15 protein-coding genes are annotated in these 17288 nt (G+C 71.4%); 5 read left to right on the forward strand and 10 right to left on the reverse strand.

Annotated elements, in window-relative coordinates:
* The 9 genes from VFZ20_RS12170 to VFZ20_RS12210 form a co-directional block, all read right to left on the reverse strand.
* On the reverse strand, positions 1–930 hold a 930-nt coding region (locus tag VFZ20_RS12170; RefSeq protein WP_329684154.1), incomplete at its 3' end, for a CgeB family protein.
* Between the two features lie 442 nt (positions 931–1372).
* Complete coding sequence (locus VFZ20_RS12175) at positions 1373–4060, reverse strand: DUF5916 domain-containing protein (protein WP_329684155.1); 2688 nt, start codon at positions 4058–4060, stop codon at positions 1373–1375.
* A gap of 635 nt (positions 4061–4695) precedes the next feature.
* The gene (locus VFZ20_RS12180) at positions 4696–5556 is read right to left on the reverse strand and encodes a zinc metalloprotease HtpX (protein WP_329684156.1); all 861 of its coding nucleotides are present in this window, start codon (positions 5554–5556) and stop codon (positions 4696–4698) included.
* A 36-nt stretch (positions 5557–5592) separates the two neighbouring features.
* Entirely contained in the window at positions 5593–5835 is a 243-nt protein-coding gene (locus VFZ20_RS12185) for a hypothetical protein (RefSeq protein ID WP_329684157.1), read from the reverse strand.
* Between the two features lie 336 nt (positions 5836–6171).
* Positions 6172–6582 carry a DUF5615 family PIN-like protein gene (locus VFZ20_RS12190; RefSeq protein ID WP_329684158.1) on the reverse strand — a complete coding sequence of 137 codons (411 nt, stop codon included), beginning with the start codon at positions 6580–6582 and terminating at the stop codon, positions 6172–6174.
* Positions 6561–7268: a hypothetical protein gene (locus tag VFZ20_RS12195; protein ID WP_329684159.1), complete on the reverse strand. Its 708-nt coding sequence runs from the start codon at positions 7266–7268 to the stop codon at positions 6561–6563. Before VFZ20_RS12195 ends, VFZ20_RS12190 begins: the two co-directional genes overlap by 22 nt.
* A 248-nt stretch (positions 7269–7516) precedes the next feature.
* The gene (locus tag VFZ20_RS12200) at positions 7517–7966 is read right to left on the reverse strand and encodes a hypothetical protein (protein ID WP_329684160.1); all 450 of its coding nucleotides are present in this window, start codon (positions 7964–7966) and stop codon (positions 7517–7519) included.
* Entirely contained in the window at positions 7966–10587 is a 2622-nt protein-coding gene (locus VFZ20_RS12205; RefSeq protein WP_329684161.1) for an ABC transporter permease, read from the reverse strand. Before VFZ20_RS12205 ends, VFZ20_RS12200 begins: the two co-directional genes overlap by 1 nt.
* Entirely contained in the window at positions 10584–11261 is a 678-nt protein-coding gene (locus VFZ20_RS12210; protein ID WP_329684162.1) for an ABC transporter ATP-binding protein, read from the reverse strand. The genes VFZ20_RS12205 and VFZ20_RS12210 overlap by 4 nt, the downstream gene beginning before the upstream one ends.
* Between VFZ20_RS12210 and VFZ20_RS12215 the strand changes: the two genes are divergently transcribed.
* Entirely contained in the window at positions 11254–11997 is a 744-nt protein-coding gene (locus VFZ20_RS12215; RefSeq protein ID WP_329684163.1) for an arylesterase, read from the forward strand. The two genes, VFZ20_RS12210 and VFZ20_RS12215, sit on opposite strands and share 8 nt — an antisense overlap.
* A gap of 143 nt (positions 11998–12140) precedes the next feature.
* Here the strand turns inward: VFZ20_RS12215 and VFZ20_RS12220 are convergent, their stop codons facing one another.
* Complete coding sequence (locus tag VFZ20_RS12220) at positions 12141–12593, reverse strand: hypothetical protein (protein WP_329684164.1); 453 nt, start codon at positions 12591–12593, stop codon at positions 12141–12143.
* 104 nt (positions 12594–12697) lie between these two features.
* Between VFZ20_RS12220 and VFZ20_RS12225 the strand changes: the two genes are divergently transcribed.
* The 4 genes from VFZ20_RS12225 (at position 12698) to VFZ20_RS12240 (ending at position 16634) form a co-directional block, all read left to right on the forward strand.
* The gene (locus VFZ20_RS12225) at positions 12698–12889 is read left to right on the forward strand and encodes an SPOR domain-containing protein (RefSeq protein ID WP_329684165.1); all 192 of its coding nucleotides are present in this window, start codon (positions 12698–12700) and stop codon (positions 12887–12889) included.
* Positions 12890–12976: 87 nt separating this feature from the next.
* Positions 12977–13492, forward strand: a complete 516-nt coding sequence (locus VFZ20_RS12230; protein WP_329684166.1) for a hypothetical protein — start codon at positions 12977–12979, stop codon at positions 13490–13492.
* A gap of 439 nt (positions 13493–13931) precedes the next feature.
* Positions 13932–16133 carry a hypothetical protein gene (locus tag VFZ20_RS12235; protein ID WP_329684167.1) on the forward strand — a complete coding sequence of 734 codons (2202 nt, stop codon included), beginning with the start codon at positions 13932–13934 and terminating at the stop codon, positions 16131–16133.
* Positions 16134–16220: 87 nt separating this feature from the next.
* Entirely contained in the window at positions 16221–16634 is a 414-nt protein-coding gene (locus VFZ20_RS12240; RefSeq protein WP_329684168.1) for a cupin domain-containing protein, read from the forward strand.
* Positions 16635–17288 lie beyond the last annotated feature (654 nt).

Below are 17288 nucleotides of genomic sequence, written 5' to 3' on the forward strand. Positions count from 1 at the left end.
GTCGTCGGTGTCGCGCGCAATGACGATCTCTTCGCCGGGCGAAAAGAAGGCGTCCAGCCCATCCCACGCGTCGCTGATCACCGGGCACCCGCACGCCGCCGCCTCGAACAGCCGGCCGCTGGGGCACCATCCCATCTCGGCCATGGCGCGCCGGGTGACGTTGAGCGTGAACCGCGACGAGCTGAAGAAGGCCGGGTGGAACTTCGGCGGCATGTGCTTGCGGAACCAGGTGTTGTCCGTCCAGGGAAACTCCTGCGGATACTGCGCGCCGCCGATGAGAAAGCGCCGGTCCGGCATCTCCCGCGCCGTCCGGAGGAAGAGCCGCTCCAGCGCCGCCTGCCGGTCTTCCGCGTACGTCCCCAGGTACGACAGGTCCGCCCGGTAGTCCTCGTCCGCGGTGACGGGGCGGTGGACGTCCGGGTCCACGTGGCCGTACAGGGGCGCCACGCGCCGGGCGCCCAGCTTTGTCCGCAGCTCGTCCAGCGCCGCGCCGCCCGTGTAGCTCAGCACGAGGTCAAAGTCGCGCAGGCCGCGCGGGCCCAGGTAGGCAACGTCTTTCCCGGATGCCAGCGCGTCGAGCGTGACGGGCGTGTCCAGGTCATAGAACGCCTTGACGGCCGCGGGCGACTCCAGGACGAGCTCCGTGGCCGCCACGCCGTCGGCCTGGTACGAGGTGACCATGGCCACGTCGGCGTCGGCCAGGTGGGCGCGGGCCGTGGCGAGGTTCTGCTCCCAGTCGGGGTAAAGGACCAGGGTGCCGCCGGGCAGCTCCCACAGGTCGCGGTTCATGGCGTAGTACGGCACGTCGCGCTCAAAGAACACCACGTCGTGCCCGCGGGCCGCGAGCGCCTTGCACAGCCCCCGCCAGAGCGTGGCGTGCCCGTTGCCCCACGACGAGCTGACGGTGAGCCCGAAGATCACCAGCTTCATGCAATGCTTGGAACCGGGTGGGCGGGAGGGCCTTTGCGGACACCGTCCGAACAGGCCTTGGATTCTGCCTAAACTCCAGCCCGGGTCTGGCGCGGACGCGGCGGGAGCGTCGGGCAGCTACTCGCAAAGACCGCACCGCAGGTGCACACAGTGCGCGAGCCTCTTCTACAAGGCTTGTCCAACCGGTTGCGGTGCCGGTGCTTCACGGCTCCTTGATGGATCAACTTCAACTGCATTTCTCACGCAGAGCCGCAGAGGGCGCAGAGTACCCCAGCCCCTGCCGGGCGCCGTCTCCTCCCGCGAAGCCGGCTCCGCGAATCTGTGAAATAAGAAAAGCCCGCCCCCGGCACGCTGGCCGAAGGCGGGCTGATCCGCGCGGTTGCTGGCTGTCCCCCTGCAACCCGCAGTTGCAGGCTATTCCCTATTCCCTATCACCTATTCCCTAGAGGTTCAGCCAGTAGTTCACCTTCACCAGCAGCACGTTGGTGGGCGGCGCCAGCGCGTCGTCGAACAGGCGGCCCACGTCGCGGTCCAGCTGGAACGAGCCGTCGCGGCCAAAGTGGCTGCGGCCATGGCTCCAGACGACGAACAGCGCGCTCCCCGGACGGTACTCCCAGCGCAGCACGGCGTTGGTGCGCAGCTCCTCGAAGTTGAAGTCCGGGTTGCCGAAGGTGAAGTCCGGCTCGCCCGCGCCGTCCAGCCGCACGCCGTACGCATCCGGCTCACCCGCGTCGATCTCCGTGCCCTCGGCGTACACGCGGAACCGGCCGCCGAACGTCTCGGCGTGCCCGTCCGCCACCTCCTTGAACCCGCCGTACTCGCCCGCGGCCACGAACGGCTGCGCGTACAGCTCCAGCGTAAGCCGGGGCGTGAACGCGTAGTTCACCCGCGTGCTGAGCGAGACGCTGCGGTTGCGGATGTCGCCGAACACGTAGTGCGACGCGCCGGCCTGCGTGCGCCCCTCCGCCACGAAGATCCACGGGTCGTGCGATACGTTCACGCGCGGGCCGGCCGAGAGCTGGATGCGGGACGTGGGACGCACGTTCACGTTGGCGCCCGAAAACCAGCCGCCGCCGCTCGTGCCCCACTCGTTCCACCCGCCTGCCCACGCGTCCGCGCTCACGCGCCGGCGTCCGTCCGTCCAGAAGCCCGTCTCGAAGTTGCTGTACGCCGGCCCCACGAACGACGGGCCGCCGCGCAGAACGTCCGCGCGCAGGGCCTGGAACTCGTGGTTCACGTTCATCCACTGGCCCCAGTTGTTCTGGTAGCGGATCTCGGTGCCCGCGTTCATCCCCGTGGACAGGCGCTCGCCGCCAAAGCTCCATCCGCTCCACCCGTGCAGCCCCGCCTCCCAGCCGCGCACCACGCGCCCCGGGCGAAACTCCACGTAGCCCAGGCGCGCGCCCGCGAGCGCCCAGTCGGCGTTGCGCACGTAGCCAAGGTCGTTCATCTCCAGCCCCGGCGAGCGCGCGTGGGTGTACACGCCGCCCCGCCAGTGCCCGCCGCCCACCTTTTCCACGCTCCCCCGCGCCATCCACCCGTCCAGCGTGGTCGCGTCCGGGTCCAGCGACAGGTGGTCCGCATCCGGCCGCTGGTAGTAGTGGCCCGCGCGCGTCTGGATGGCCGTGATGGCGTCCGTCGTCCCGGCCACGTGCGTGCCCATGACGGCGCCGCTCACCTCGTAGTCGTTGCCGCCGAAACGGTGGCGTCCGTCGATCCCCGCCAGGTACGCGGACGAGGGCAGCCACGAGAGCGCGTCCGCCCCGTCCAGGTCGCGGTGTGTGGCCGTGGCGATGGCCCCGATGGCGCTCCGGCCACCATTGAAGTCCTTGATCACGCGGCCCACCGCGTAGTTGGTCCGCGGCTCCGCCACGAGCGCGTCGCGCCCGTCCGCCGTGAGAAAGCGCACGTCCTCGCGCGCCGTGACGGCGTCCAGCAGGCCGATGGACCACCCGCCGCGCGTCTTTCCGGACAGCTTGGCCGCGCCCAGGATGGTCGTCGCCTCGGGCGCGCTGGTGAAGAGGGCGTTCCCGGGCGCGCCGCCCTGCGGCTGGCGGCCCAGCCGGCGCGAGTAGAACGGCTGGTCGTTGCCGAACTGCGCGCCCCGCACCCCGTACGGAAACCCCACGTCGAAGCCGAAGATGTCGGATCCTTCCGTGAAGAACGGGCGGCGCTCCTGGAAGAACGTCTCGAACGCGGACAGGTTCACCTCCGACGGGTCCGCCTCCACCTGGCCAAAGTCGGGGTTGATGGTGGCCGTGAGCGTCAGGTCCGACGTCAGGCCGTACTTCACGTCCGCGCCCACGGAGCCAAACCCGTCGTTCCGGTTCCAGAACGGGTCCGCGTCCGAGCCCGGCGCGCGCGTCACGCGGGCCACGGAGTACGGCAGCACCTCCAGCCGCCGCGCGCTGCGGATGCCGCGAATGCCGCTCACCTCGCCGAACTGCGAGACAAAGCCGTTGCGGTCGGGGCGGATGGCGCTCCAGTCGGCGATCTCGCTGCGCCGCGCGATCTCGCGCGACACCTGGATGCCCCACGTCTGCTCGCCCTCCGTGCCGCTGTACCGCAGCTGCGACAGGGGAATACGGTACTCCACCGTCCACCCGGCGCTGTCCACGCGCGCGGCGGATTCCCACACGGCGTCCCAACCCAGGTCCTCGTTGGTGTCGTTGCTGTGGAACGCGTCCTTCTGCACGCCGCGCGGGTTCACGCTGAAGCGGAACGCCGTGCGCTTGTCGTTGTAGCTGTCGATCATCACGTGCGCCCACTCCGACGAGATGCCGGCCAGGTCGCGGCGGCCCAGCGGGGCCACCATGCTGTCGGGCGCGGGGTCGTGCATGCGCATGGCCACGTAGACGGCCCCGTCGTCGTACAGGATGCGCGCCTCGGTGGGCAGCGTGGACGGGGCGCCGGGGTTGGGCGCGCGCTGGATGAGATCGGTGATGGGCTGCGCCTGACGCCACGCGTCGTCGTCCAGCACGCCGTCGATGTGCGGGGGCTGCGCCGTGCGCGCGGCCTGGGCCTGACGCCGCCCCTCGCCGGTGGAGGCGGACGCCTGCGGGGTGGACTGCGCGTCCAGCCCCGGCGCGGCGATGGCCAGGGACGCGGCGAGGGCGAGGGCACTGCGCATCGTGCGATGCTCCGTAGTGTGCGGTGCTGCGGATGATGGAGCGGCCTGAGCGCCGCTCATCCGGATGACGGGTGGGATGCCGTCCGGGTTTCGATAGTTCGAACGGCCGAAGTTAGGGCTCTGTTAGCGGCACGGGGGTGAAAGTGCCAAGTGCCAAGTGCCAAGTGCCAAGTGCAAGTGGAAAAACGCGTCGCGCGGGCTGTCCCATGTGTGTTGTCATTCTGAAGGAGGCGCCGGCTGGATCTCGCCCGTGACGGATGGCGCCGACTGAAGAATCTGGTCGCGCCGCGCGCTGTCCTCGCCCGTGCACGATCCCTCGCGCGCGAACTCAGCGCACGGGCGGGATCTCGCACTCCGGCCGACCGAAGAATGACAGCACGGGCGAGCAACAGAAGCTGCCCTTACGGATTGCGCGCCCGGGAGCGAAAACCCAGCCCAACGCAAAACCCCTCCCCCGAAGTTGGGGGGAGGGGTCGACCGCCGTTGCGAGGAACGAGCAAAAAGGCAGTCGGGGGAGAGGGCCCCCCGTCGCGCAGCGACGGGACTCCGCTCTTTCCGGATCACCAATCTGCCGATCTGCTGAGCCGCGTTCCGAAGATCGAGCGATCCGCTAATCCCACGATCCCCGCTCCGGCTTACGCCGCCAGAAGCCCGCCGCGCTCCATCTGCTCCTCCATGGCTTCCAGCCGCAGCACGCGCTCCATGGTGGGCGGGTGGGTGCTGAACAGGCGGGCCACGCCACCACCCCGCAGGGCCGCCAGCGGGTTCACCATCGCCAGGGGCGCCGCGGCGGGCGCCACGTGCATGGGGATCTGCCGCGCGCCGCTCTCCAGCCGGCGCAGCGCGTTGGCCAGCGCGTGCGGCCGGCCGCTGATCTGCGCGCCCACGGCGTCCGCCTGGAACTCGCGCTGCCGGCTGATGGCCATCTGCACGATCATGGCGGCGACGGGCGCCAGGATGGCCATCCCCAGCAGCGCCAGCGGGTTGTCATCCTCGTCGCCCCCGCCGAAGAACAGGCCGAAGTTGGCCAGGTTGCCGATGGCGCCGGCCAGCGTGGCCGTCACGGTCTGCAGCAGCATGTCGCGGTTCCTGATGTGCGCCAGCTCGTGCGCCACCACGCCCTCCACCTCGTCGCGCGAAAGCAGCTGCAGCAGCCCCTCCGTCACGCAGACGACGGCGTTCTGCGGGTTGCGGCCCGTGGCGAACGCGTTGGGCTGCGCGTGCGGCGCGATGGCCACCGTGGGCATGGGCAGCCGGGCGCGCCGGCGCAGCGTGTCCACCATGGCGTACAGCTCCGGCGCCTCCGCCGGCGTGACGACGCGGGCGCGGTACATCCGCAGCACCATGGTGCTGCTGCCCCAGTACATGGCCACGTTCATCACCGCGGCGAACACCAGCGCCATCATCATCCCCGCCTGCCCGCCGATGAACCCGCCCAGCGCCCCAAAGAGCGCCGTGAGCCCGGCCATCAGCACGAAAACCTTGAGGTTGCTCATGGGTTCTCCTTTCCTGCTCAGGTTCCTTCTCTCCCGTCAGACGTCCGCGCGAAGGCGCGCCGTGGCGGGCACGCCGCAGGCAAAGCGGCGCAGCGCACCCGGCAGCCCCGACAGCGGCAGGCGGTGGTAGCGCCCGTCGCCGTCGCGCTCAAAGAGCCACGCCTCCTCCCCGTGCGCCCGCAGCAGCACCAGGTGCTCGGCGGCGAACGCGCGGGCCGTCAGCCGCGCGGCGCCCACGCCGGCCAGGGCCAGCGCGCCCATCATGAGAATCATCAGCATCCAGCGTCCTCCACGGTCCAGGTGCGTGCGGCAGGCGTACGCGCGCGAAAAGGGCGAGACCCTGCCGGCACGGGGTGCGTGCTCGCGCAGTGGTCTCGCCCCGGTTGTCCTCCGGCCGCCGGGAGCGGTGACGCTCCGTCATGACGGCGGCCGGTCCGGCGCGGCCCCGGCTTTCCCGGGCGCGCTCGGCGGGCTACTCCCCACAGTGGTCGTGGCGCGTTGTTTCTCGCGCCCGGCATTGGATACCCCCGATCCGTCGTCGGGATCGAAACGGCGGATTAGAAGCGGGTTAGCGCATTGTCACGCAACGCATTCCGCGCCGAGGAGGACGATCGGTCAGCGGATGTGGCGGTTGCCCAGCCGCACGATGCCGCGTTCGCGCAGCAGCAGCGCGAACGGGCGCTCGCGGGTGCGGGCGTAACGCTTCATCTCGGGCCAGTTGTGGACGATGGCGCGGGTGATGGAGCACAGGTCGTCCAGGCTGTCCTTGAGAAAGAACGCGCCGATCCCCATCTGCTCGATCACACTTCGCTCGTGGGGCCGCCGCATGATCTTGCGGTCGCGGCTCACCAGCAGCCATCCGCGCTCGCCCACGAACCGCAGCACCTCGGGATCCAGCACGCCCGTGCGGCCAAAGTGGTCGTACAGGTGCGTGGCGTTCTCGCCCAGCTGCTCACGCAGGGCCGCCGCCAGCCGCCGGGGCATGTTCTCGTCCAGGAAGAACGTCAGGCCGCCGCTCTGAGCCATTCCCGGAACCGGAGAGCAGTGTCCACGTGCGCCGGCTCGATGTCGTACGTCCACGCCACGCGGTTGACGGCCCCGTCCGCGCCGAACGCCGGCACCTCGGCATCATAGGCGCTGGCGAGCGCCTGCACCCGCATGCCCGCCTGCGCCACCACCGGCGCGCCGAACGCCATGAGCGGGTCCACCACCACGCCGCCGTCGCGGCCCAGGGGCCACCAGCGCCGCGCCACGTCGTTGGGGCCGAAGTCGATTTGCTCCAGGTACGGTTTTACGAGCGACGGCATGGCGTGCTGGCCGTGGCCCACCAGCTCCACGAGCGACTCGGAGCCGTCGTCCTCGCGCACGGCGCCGTACACGCGGTGTGGATCGACGTACACTTGCCGGAGGGCGAACGGGTGGCGCGTGGAGAACATGCGCGCGGCCACGGCGGCGGCGTCCTTGATAAGCTTCCAGGAGACGCCCGCCCGCTCAAAGGCGCGGATGTACAGCAGCTCGACGAGCTCCACGAACGTGAGCGCGTCCTGGCCCTCCACGGTGGGCAGTTCCGTGTGGATGAGCGGCGGATGGGCCACGTGCCCCGCAGCCCGCTTGCGCTGGTAGCCGTACGCCCAGCGGCGCACGGTCTCCGGCCGCTCGTGCAGGAGCGCCGCGGCGTCGGACGGCGTGTAGATCCCGGTTCCTATCTGCATGCGCACCTCGCTGTCTCCGTACCCTCCCCACCACTCTCGGGCCTCAACGGTAACACCCTCTCAAAACCTGCACAACGCCTGCACTTTGGCGTGATTTCTCACGTTTTGCGCCACGCGGGTGTACGGTTTCTCATCCCAAGCTGAACAAAGAAACAGCCCCCGCGCGGAGGTCGCGCGGGGGCTGGGGTCCATCGAACGCGGAGGCCCTCCTCAGCCGCCACCGCGCGATACGCTCCGATCCGAAAATCTTAATCTTTCGGCGGGACGACGTCGTTGCTCTCGAAGTCGTGCAGGCGGATGTCCACCAGCCACCATCCGCACGCCCCGCCCGCCGCGCAGGTTCGGCGCAGGCGGTAGGTCTCCCGCCGCGCCGATCCGCCGCTTTCCAGCCGGTCCGCGCGGACGAGCACGTCGCCGTCCGGCTGGAGCTCCACCTCCGTGATCGCCCATCGGCCGTCCGCGTCGCGGGGGGCGGGCGGCAGCGGCGCGAGCGCGGGCACGCGGCCCGGCGGCGTGCCCAGCACGCGCGTCAGGCTCGCCGTGTCCACCTCCACGCGGTCGTGCAGCTCGGCCCGGCGCGCCTGCAGGACGCGCGCGACGATCGCCGCGCGGTCCGCGGACGAGAGCGTATCCGGCACCTGCGCGGCGGCGGGCGCGGCGATCGCCAGGAGGAGCGCCAGGAGCCAGCTTGCGCGCATCACTCCTCGCGCAACGCCTCGAGCGGCGTGTGGCGAAATACCTCGCGGCTGGCCATCAGCCCCACGGCGGCGGAGAGCGCGGTCACGGCCAGCGTGAGCCACAGCAGCGGCAGCACGGGCACGGCGTACTCCACCTCGAACAGCCACTTTGCCAGGGCCCACCCCGCGCCCACCGCCAGCAGGATCCCCGCCAGGCTGGCCAGCAGCCCCAGCGTGAGGTACTCCGCCAGCAGCACGCGGGCGATCTGCCGGCGCGTGGCGCCCAGCGTGCGCAGCAGCACGCTTTCGCGGATGCGCTGCAGCCGGCCCGTCAGCACGGCGCCGAGGAGGACGACGAAGCCCGTCACCACGCTGAACGCGGCCAGGAACCGGATGACGGCCGCCACGCGCCCCAGCACCTCGTCCAGCGCCTGCTGAATGGCCGTCAGGTCCAGCACGGCCACGTTGCTGTAGCGCCGCACCACGTCGCGCTGGGCCACGGCGCGCGCCTCCGCTCCCGGCGCGCGGGCCAGCATCACCCACGTCTGCGGGGCGGCGTTCAGCACCTCGGTAGGGAAGACCGCGAAGAAGTTGGGTTCCAGGCGCTGCCAGTCCACCTCGCGGATGCTGGTGACGCGGGTGCGGATGCGCACGCCCTGCACGTCCCAGGTGATGATGTCGCCCACGTCCACCTTGAGGTCCTCGGCCACGGCGACGTCCATCGACACCTGCGCCACGCCGTCCGCGCCCGGCCCGCCCTCGCCCGGGCGCCATATCCGCCCGCGCAGCAGCTGCTCCGAATCCACCAGCGTGTCGCGGTACGTCGACCGATACTCCCGCCGCACGGCCCATCCCTCCGGCGCGTCGCCGTCGCCCGGCGGGCCGTTGCCGCGCCGCTCCGTGCCGTCCCGCGCGCCCGCGCTGTCGGCGGACGCGTCGTCGCCGCCGCGCGAGTCAGGCGCCAGGCGGCTGGCGGGGACGCCGTTGATGGCCTGGATGCGCATGGGGATGATGGGCGCGCGCTGCAGCACCTGCGTGCCGCCCTGCGCCAGGATGCCCGTGACGCCCGCCTCCTGGTCCTGCTGCACGTCGAACAGCAGCAGGTTGCCCTGGCTTTGCGCGTCCACCCGCAGGGGGCGCAGCAGGTTGCTCTGCATCAGGTAGACGACAGCCAGCAGAAAGACGCCGAAGCCCAGCGCCAGGACCACGACGCGCGTCTGGTTCCCCGGCCGGTACAGGTTGGCGATCCCCTGCCGCGCGGGGTAGCTGATGGCCCGCGTGGGCGCGCGGCGGGCCGCTTTCGTCACCAGCCACGCGGAGAGCCACAGGGCCAGCAGCGTGGCCGCCACGCCGCCCGCGAAGCCCAGTCCCGTCCCCAGCTCGCCGGCCTGGAAGAGGATGAGGCCCACGATGCTGGCCGCCAGCAGCGCCCATCCCGCCCACGTCCACCCGTCACGCCGGGGCGTGTCGTCCTCCTCCACCCGCCGGCGGATGGCCTGCAGGGGCGAGATGCGCCGCGTGGCGATGAGCGGAAGGAGCGCGAACGCGGCCGCGATCCACACCCCGATGCCGATGCCCGTGGACACGGCCGGCCAGCTGAGCGCGGTCTGCACCTCCACGGGGAGCAGGTCCGCCAGCAGCCGCGGCAGGACCCACTGCACGGCCAGGCCGATGACGGTCCCCAGCGTGGCGCCGATGAGCCCCATCACCACGGCCTGGACCAGGTAGACGACGATCACCTGCGGCGCCGTGGCGCCCAGGCAGCGCAGCGTGGCCACCGTGTCGCGCTTTTGCGCCATGTACGCGCCCATGGCGCTCGCCACGCCGATGCCGCCCAGCAGCAGGGCGAACGTGCCGACGAGCGCCAGGAAGCTGCCCAGCCGGCCCAGGGCCCGGTTCAGGTCCTGCTGCTGCTCGCCCGCCGTCTCCATCCGCACGCGCTCGGGGCGCAGGGCGCCGCTGTGCCCGTCCACGATGGCCTCGGCCTGCGGGGCGGGGATCCGCACGTACGCCTCGTGGTCCGCGCGGCTGCCGAAGCGGATGAGCTGCGTCTCCCCCAGGTACGCCGCGGGGATGTACACGCGCGGCGCGAACAGGGCGCCCACGCCCACGGAGCCCGGCACCTTTTCCAGGGTACCGATGATGGTGAAGCGCCCCTCGCCCAGGCTGAGCACGTCGCCCACGCGTGCGTCCAGCGCCGTCAGCAGCGCGGGATCCACCAGCGCATGGCGGCCGGCGTGCAGCCGTCCCCACGCGTCCGCCGGCGCCGTGACGATGTCGCCGTAGAAGGGATAGCCGGGCTCCGTGGCGCGCACCTGCGCCAGCCGCGCGCCGCCCGTGCGCTCCGCCAGGGCCATGGACGCGAACGCCGTCACCCGCGCCACGGGCACGCGCGCACCCCGCAGCGAGTCCAGCAGCGCCGTCGTCTTCGGGCTGAACGGCCGGTTGCTGGTGATGCTCAGGTCCGCGCCCAGGAATCCGCGGGCCTGGTCGCGCACGCCCTGCGCCATGTTGGCCGCGAACGACTGCGTGGCCACGAGCGCCGCCACGCCCAGCGTGATGGACGACAGGAACAGCAGCAGCCGGCGGCGCGCGAAGCGGCTCTCGCGCCACGAAAGGGCCAGCAGGGGGCGCAGGTTCACGATCCGCTCCGGTCGTCGCTCACCACGGCGCCGTCGGCCAGGCGGATGACGCGGCGGGCGCGGGCCGCCAGCTCCAGGTCGTGGGTGACCAGGACGAGCGTGGTGCCCAGCTCGCGGTTGAGCTCCATCAGCAGGCCGATGACGCGCTCGCCCGTGGCGGCATCGAGGTTGCCCGTGGGCTCGTCGGCAAAGAGGATGGACGGGCGATGGATAAAGGCGCGCGCCACGGCCACGCGCTGCTGCTCGCCACCGCTGAGCTGCGTGGGATAGTGGTGCCCGCGTCCGGCCAGGCCGACTCGTTCGAGCAGCTCGTCCGCGCGCGCGGCGCCGCCGGCCGTCCCCGCCAGGTCCAGCGGCACGGCCACGTTCTCGCGCGCCGTGAGCGTGGGGATGAGCTGGAACGACTGGAAGACGAAGCCGATCTTTTCCCGGCGCAGCCTGGCGCGCTCGTCCTCGGAGAGGGCGCCCATGTCGGTGCCGTCCAGCAGCACCCGACCGCCGGAGGGCCGGTCCAGGCCGGCCAGCAGGCCCAGCAGCGTCGTCTTGCCGCTGCCCGACGGGCCCACGATGGCCACCGTCTCGCCGGGTTCCACCCGGAAGCTTACGTTTCTGAGGGCCGACAGCGGCTGTCCGCCGCTGCGGTAGGTTTTCTGGAGATCGTCCGCGATGAGCATCGATACGCCGTTCGTACGCCACACCCGCCCGCTGTGGGCCCTTTTCCTGTCGCTCCTGATCTTTGGGTGCGGCCGCGCCGAAAGCAACCAGCCCCCGGTGCCCGACGGCGGCTCCGCCCAGGCCGAGGGGGAATCGTCATCCGGCGCTAACAAACACGTGGTGATGTTCCTGGGCACCAGCCTCACGGACGGCTACGGGCTGGAGCGCGAGGACGCGTACCCTGCCCGCATCCAGGAAAAGGTCGACAGCGCCGGCCTGGACTGGGAGGTGGTGAACGCCGGGCTCAGCGGAGAAAAGAGCGCGGCGGCCCTGCAGCGCGTGCGCTCGTGGCTCATCCGCCAGCCGTTCGACGTGCTGGTGGTGGAGACGGGCGCCAACGATATGCTGCAGGGCGCCAACGTCGACACCATGCGCGCCAACATCCAGTCCATCATCGATACGGTGCAGGCGGCGCGGCCGGATGCCCGCATCGTGCTCGTGGGGATGATGGCCGCGCCCAACCTGGGGCCGCGCTACGTGGAGCGGTTCAACGCCGTGTTCCCGGCCCTGGCGCGCGAGAACCGGCTCACGTTCATCCCGTTCCTGCTGGACGGCGTGGCGGGGCAAAGCCGGCTGAACCTGGCGGACGGCATCCACCCCAACGAGGACGGCCACCGCGTCATCGCCGCGCACGTGTGGCAAACGCTGGAGCCGCTGATGCGGAATCCCGGCGCCGCGCCGGCCGCGTCGCCCTGACGCCTCGTTCAGCGGAGCCGACGGTCCGTTCGTCCGTTGCCGCGGAATCGCGCGCCTGGTGCGAGGCCAGAGGGGATGTGGATCGGGGGGAGGCGACGCGGCGACGGCCGGCCACGCGTGGTGCCGGCCGTCGCGGATGATCGTCAGCGGTTGAAGCGGACGTCGTACTCGGGGTAGAAGCCCACGTACTGGGGGATGTAGATGCGGAACCGCACGTAATTCTCCCCGTACTCGGCGGGATAGAAGCGATCTCCCAGCTTTACCCAGCTTTCCTCGCGCGAGTAGGTGCCCGCGAACGTCTGCCGGGGCTGGGTTACCGAGCAGGTGCTCCCCGCCGGCTGGCCGGGCGCGCACGCGATGGTAAAGCTGCCGCTCAGCATGCCGCCGTCCTTCAGCATCAGCTCGCCCGCCGTGACGACGAAACCCTGGGGCAGCAGCGGATCGGGATACGTGGTCGGGAGCGCCTGCTGGTTGACCGAGGCCAGCGTGTACGTCTCGATCGAGGCGCCGCCCGGGTCCTTGCAGCCCGCCAGCAGGGCGCCGGTGATGAGCAGCGTCAGGGCGCGGGGCAGCGCCGAAAGCCAGGTCTTGCGCATGATTGGATCGCGGATGGGTCAAAAAGGCTCGGCGTTGAAGGCCGGCCGGGAGACGTGCGTGCGGAACGATAACGGAAATGGACCCGGCGGGGCAGGGGATGGAGATGAATGAGTCATCGACGCCGTACGCCGATCCCGCGCGGCCCTGGGAGCTGTGGCGGCAGGACGACAACGGCAACCGCTTTCGCATCGCGCGGTTCGGATCGCGCGAGGCGGCGGACGCGGAGCAGCGCCGGTTCGAGGCGCTGGCCCACAAGCAGATCTACTGGGTGGAGCGCGCCGCGGTCGAAGAGTGACGGCGTTGGCGCGGGGCGTTGCCTGAACGGCAATCCAAGTATACACTGTGCGCAGAGTGCTGGAGATCTGCTTCCCGGAAACCACGGATGAAAGCGCACAGCAGCAATCCACAGACGGGCGCCGCCGACGCGGAGCCCATGCACGACGGGGCCGCGGCCGCCCGCGGAGCGGACCCGTTCACCGCGCGGCTGCGCAAGGCGGCCCGGGCGCGGGTCGAGGCCACGTCGCTGCGCAGCGTGTCGCGCGAGATCGGGATGAGCGCCACGGGGCTCAGCAAGTTCCTGGACGGCAACGCCCCGTACCTGCCCACGCTCAACCGCCTGCGCAACTGGTACCTGCGCTACGCGGTGCCCGCCGGCGGCGCGAGCTCCGCGCTGACGGAGGCGGACGCGCACGCGGCGCTCAGCGCGCTGGTGCACGACCTTTCGCCCGAGGCGCGGCACGACGCCATCGAGGCCATGCTTCGCTGCATGCGCGACGGCTACCACCGCAGCGGCCATGGCGAGCCGGACTGGATCGACGGGATGCTGGACCGCTTTCCCGTCCCGGTGGAGCCGCCCGCCCGCCGCCGCCGTCGCGCGCCGTCCCCCGACGACGCCTGACCCCGGCCGATCCGTGTCACACGCGCGGCGCCGTCCTCCATCCGGGGACGGCGCCGCTTTGTCGATGAGACGGATCCGAGGATCTTCTTCGCGGACATGTCGTAAAGCGCGTAGCCGTCACAGACCCGCGGGATGGCTTTACGGAAGGATGGCACACGGGGCCTTCGGCCAACGGAGGCAACGGTAACAGAAAAAGAAAACCGTTAGCTCCGTTGGCCGCAGGCCCCGTGTGAGAATGCAGTTGCAGTTCTCTGCGTCCTCTGCGGCTCTGCGTGAGAAAAGCAGTTGCAGTTCTCTGCGTCCCTGCTTCCTCTGCGTGAGAAAGCAGTTCCGCCAGTGGAGCAGGGAGCGTAACATCCACGTGGCGCGGCGCTTGCCGACCACGCGAGACATTGGGCGCGCCGGGAGCGCGCCCCGGCACACCATCCGGACGGACGGCATGAGGCTGCTCACGATCCTTGGCGCGGTGCTCCTGGTGGGAGCGGCCGCGCCCGCGCACGCCCAACGCGACACCCTTCGCTTTGGCCGGCCCGACACGGCGCGCATCCCCGCGCGGCCGGCGCCCGTCCTCCCCGAAGACACCATCGCGCCGGACAGCATCTGGGACTCCAACGCCACGCGCGAGCTCGTGAACCGCGTCATCCGCACGGGCACCACGGTGCCGCCGGGGCTGGACGACTACCGCGCGGCCATGGGCGCCGTCATCTACCTGTCGCTGCAGTCCGACACGGCGCAGGGCGGCGAGCTGCCCGTGACCGTGGACGAGTTCGCGGGCGAGGTGCAGTGGGAGCGCGACGGCGACCTGCAGCAGACGGTGCACGGCCACCGCGTGCGCATGCTGGCGCCCACGCCGTACACGCTGGGATCGCTGCTGGAGGCGCCCTGGATCATCCCGCACCTGTACGGCAACACCATCAACGTGTTCTCGCTGAGCCCCACGCCGGGCGGGCGCACGCAGATGTCGCAGGCCATCCACCCGTTCTCCCTGCGGGGCATCGACTTCTACTACTACCGCTCCGGTACCCCCGTGCGCGTCCGCACCAGCGAGGGGGTGACGACGCTGGTGCCCGTGACCGTCCGCCCGCGCCCGGGGACGCTGGAGACCACGACGGGCCCGCAGCGGCTCGTGGCCGGTACCTTCTGGGTGGACTTTGACCGCGCGGCCGTGGCCCGGGCGCGCTTTGGCTTCGCGGAGCGGGGCGGGCGGTTCGTCGTGACGGAGACGGGCGTGTTCTTCGAGCTGGAGAGCGCGCTGGTGGAGGGGCAGTACTGGCTGCCGTACCGCCAGCGCCGCGAGATCCAGGTGGCGTCGCCGCTGCTGGGGGGGGCCGTGGCCGTGCGCATCGTCACCACGCTCTCCGGGTTCGAGGTGAACACGGGGTGGGACGCGCCGCAGCCCGGCGCGCGGATGGTGACGGAGCTGCGGCCCGGCGCCTTCGAGAACGCGCCCCCGGCCGAGGCGGAGCCCACCGACATCGCCGACTTCGCGGACCTCGTGGCCGTCGTGCGGCCGCCCGAGAGCACGGAAGGCGTGCAGGTGGCCCTGCGCTACGAGCGCGGCGACCACCTGTTCCGCTACAACCGCGTGGAGGGCGCGTTCGTGGGCCTGGGCGCGCGCATCCAGCCCCGTGACCCCGAGGCGCGCGACTGGAGCGTGTACGCGCACGCCGGCTGGGCCTTCGCGGAAGCCACGCCGCGCGGCGAGCTGGCCTTTCGCTGGCACCCGGGCGATCCCACGCAGCCCGGTCCGCGGTGGAGCGCCGACGTGGGCGCGTACCGCCGCCTGCGCGACATGACGTCGTTCCGCCCGCCGCTCACGTGGGAGCTGGGCTACGCGCTGGGCGCGGCCTTGGGCGGCTACGACGTGCGCGACTACTACGACGCGGCCGGCGCCGAGGCCTTCGCCACGCGGCGCAGCGGCCCGTGGACGGCGCGGCTGGGCGGGCGCGTGGAGCGGCACGATTCCGTGTCGCGCAACACGGAAAGCTTCTTCTTCGGCAGCGCGGGCGACTTTCCGGAGGTGGCGAAGGCCGAGCCCGGCACGCACGCCGCGGCCGAGGCCACCCTGCGCTTTGCCCGCGGCACGGGCGCCTTTGGCGTGGGCCCCGGCATCATCGCGCAGGTGACGGCGGACCAGGGGTTCGGCGACTTTGGGGTGACGCGCGCCACGGGGCTGCTCTCCACGCGCTTTCCGTCGCGCTACGTCACGCTCATCGCCCGCGGCGACGCGGGGACGGTCATCGGCGAGGCGCCGCCGCAGTTCCTCTTTCGCTTTGGCGGCATCGAGGGGCTGCGGGGGTACGCGCGTAACGAGTTCGGCGGGAGCACGGCGCTGCTGGGGCGCGCGCGGCTGCTTCTCCACCTGCCCCCGTACGGGCAGGAGCCGTTGTTTCGCGCGGGCTTCTTCCTCTTTCCCCCGCTGCGGCCCGCGCTGGTGGTGTCGGGCGACGCGGGGTGGGCCAGCGTGAGCGACGACGCGCGCGAATCGCTGTTCCGGCTGGGCGCGGCGGAGACGGACGGCGTGCGGTCGTCGTACGGCGTCGGGCTCAGCCTGTTCGAGGACGCGCTCAGCGTGGAGTACGTGTGGCCCGGCGACGGGGGCGAGGGCCGCTGGTACACGGGGTTCGTGGCGTATTTCTGACGGTCCCGCGTTTGCGGAGGGAACCGCGCACGTCCCGGGCGGGACGAAAGCGGGACGCACGAATCATCACAAGGACCGGAGCCGGAAATGTCCTCCATCAACCGACCTCTCGCGGGACCCGTGCTGGCGTTCGACCTGGCGGAGCAGATCGCGGCCCTGCAGGCGGAGGAGCCGTATCGCCGCAGCGGGCGCGCGGGCCGCACGCTGGCCAAGAGCGGCCGCTTTCGCCTGGTGCTTACGGCCATGGCCGAGGGCAACGACATCGGCACGCACCAGGCCGACAGCCCCATGACGCTGCAGGTGGTCAAGGGCGCGCTCACCTTCCGCGCCGCCGGCGAGGAGTACAGGCTCAGCGCCGGCCAGGTGCTGTTCTTTGGCCCCGGCGAGGCGCACGACATCCGCGCCGCCGAGGAGAGCGCGCTGCTGCTCACCCTCTCCGCCATCGGCGACGACTACCGCCCGGAGGAGATCCTGGAGGCGCAGGGCTCGGGCGTGCAGTAGGGAAGTGCGTGAGTGCGGAAGTAGATGACTGACGCGCGCAGCCCGGGCCGGGAGGTCCGGGCTGTCTTGCGCATGCGGGATGGATGATCGGCCGCCCGGTTTTCCATCCCCCGACGCTTGTCATCCTGGGCGGGTTGTTGCCACACCTCTGCTTCGAAGCGTCATCCTGAGGAGCCGCCGCGCGGTGCCTGCCCGGACGCGGACTCTGGCGGCGACGCAGGATCTTGCGTCCGAAGCACGAAGCCGGCCCCAGCGCGCGATGGCCGCCTGCGCGATCGGGACGCCGACTCCGTGCGCATGGGCCGATCACGCAACGGTTGGAAGTCCGCCCGCGAATCGCGAGATTGTCCCGGCCGGCAGGCACCCCGTAGAAGTATACACCCCGCCCGCGCAGTTTGCGGGAGGGGTGGACGAGCCTAAACGAGGCCGGGGGAGGGCCGCGCACAAACATTGCCGCACCGGGTGGACTTGTGTGCCGCCCGTCATCCTGATCCACGCCGATACGCCCATGCTCCACCGCTTCGCACTGCTCGCGTGCGCGTGTGCCTGCGCCCTGCTCGCCGCCGCGTGCGACAACTCGCCCACGGACCCCTCGCGGCCCGGCGAGTACGACGTCACGTTCCTGGGCGTGCCGGACGGCGCGGAGAGCTTTAC

The organism is Longimicrobium sp. (assembly GCF_036280135.1).
Classification (GTDB): domain Bacteria; phylum Gemmatimonadota; class Gemmatimonadetes; order Longimicrobiales; family Longimicrobiaceae; genus Longimicrobium.

Bases quoted from the DNA above. Each gene is read 5' to 3' on its own strand.
- VFZ20_RS12175 (WP_329684155.1), bottom strand. From the start codon at position 4,060: ATGCGCAGTGCCCTCGCCCTCGCCGCGTCCCTGGCCATCGCCGCGCCG.
- VFZ20_RS12180 (WP_329684156.1), bottom strand. From the start codon at position 5,556: ATGAGCAACCTCAAGGTTTTCGTGCTGATGGCCGGGCTCACGGCGCTC.
- VFZ20_RS12185 (WP_329684157.1), bottom strand. From the start codon at position 5,835: ATGCTGATGATTCTCATGATGGGCGCGCTGGCCCTGGCCGGCGTGGGC.
- VFZ20_RS12190 (WP_329684158.1), bottom strand. From the start codon at position 6,582: ATGGCTCAGAGCGGCGGCCTGACGTTCTTCCTGGACGAGAACATGCCC.
- VFZ20_RS12195 (WP_329684159.1), bottom strand. From the start codon at position 7,268: ATGCAGATAGGAACCGGGATCTACACGCCGTCCGACGCCGCGGCGCTC.
- VFZ20_RS12200 (WP_329684160.1), bottom strand. From the start codon at position 7,966: ATGCGCGCAAGCTGGCTCCTGGCGCTCCTCCTGGCGATCGCCGCGCCC.
- VFZ20_RS12215 (WP_329684163.1), top strand. From the start codon at position 11,254: ATGAGCATCGATACGCCGTTCGTACGCCACACCCGCCCGCTGTGGGCC.
- VFZ20_RS12210 (WP_329684162.1), bottom strand. From the start codon at position 11,261: ATGCTCATCGCGGACGATCTCCAGAAAACCTACCGCAGCGGCGGACAG.
- VFZ20_RS12220 (WP_329684164.1), bottom strand. From the start codon at position 12,593: ATGCGCAAGACCTGGCTTTCGGCGCTGCCCCGCGCCCTGACGCTGCTC.
- VFZ20_RS12225 (WP_329684165.1), top strand. From the start codon at position 12,698: ATGAATGAGTCATCGACGCCGTACGCCGATCCCGCGCGGCCCTGGGAG.
- VFZ20_RS12230 (WP_329684166.1), top strand. From the start codon at position 12,977: ATGAAAGCGCACAGCAGCAATCCACAGACGGGCGCCGCCGACGCGGAG.
- VFZ20_RS12235 (WP_329684167.1), top strand. From the start codon at position 13,932: ATGAGGCTGCTCACGATCCTTGGCGCGGTGCTCCTGGTGGGAGCGGCC.
- VFZ20_RS12240 (WP_329684168.1), top strand. From the start codon at position 16,221: ATGTCCTCCATCAACCGACCTCTCGCGGGACCCGTGCTGGCGTTCGAC.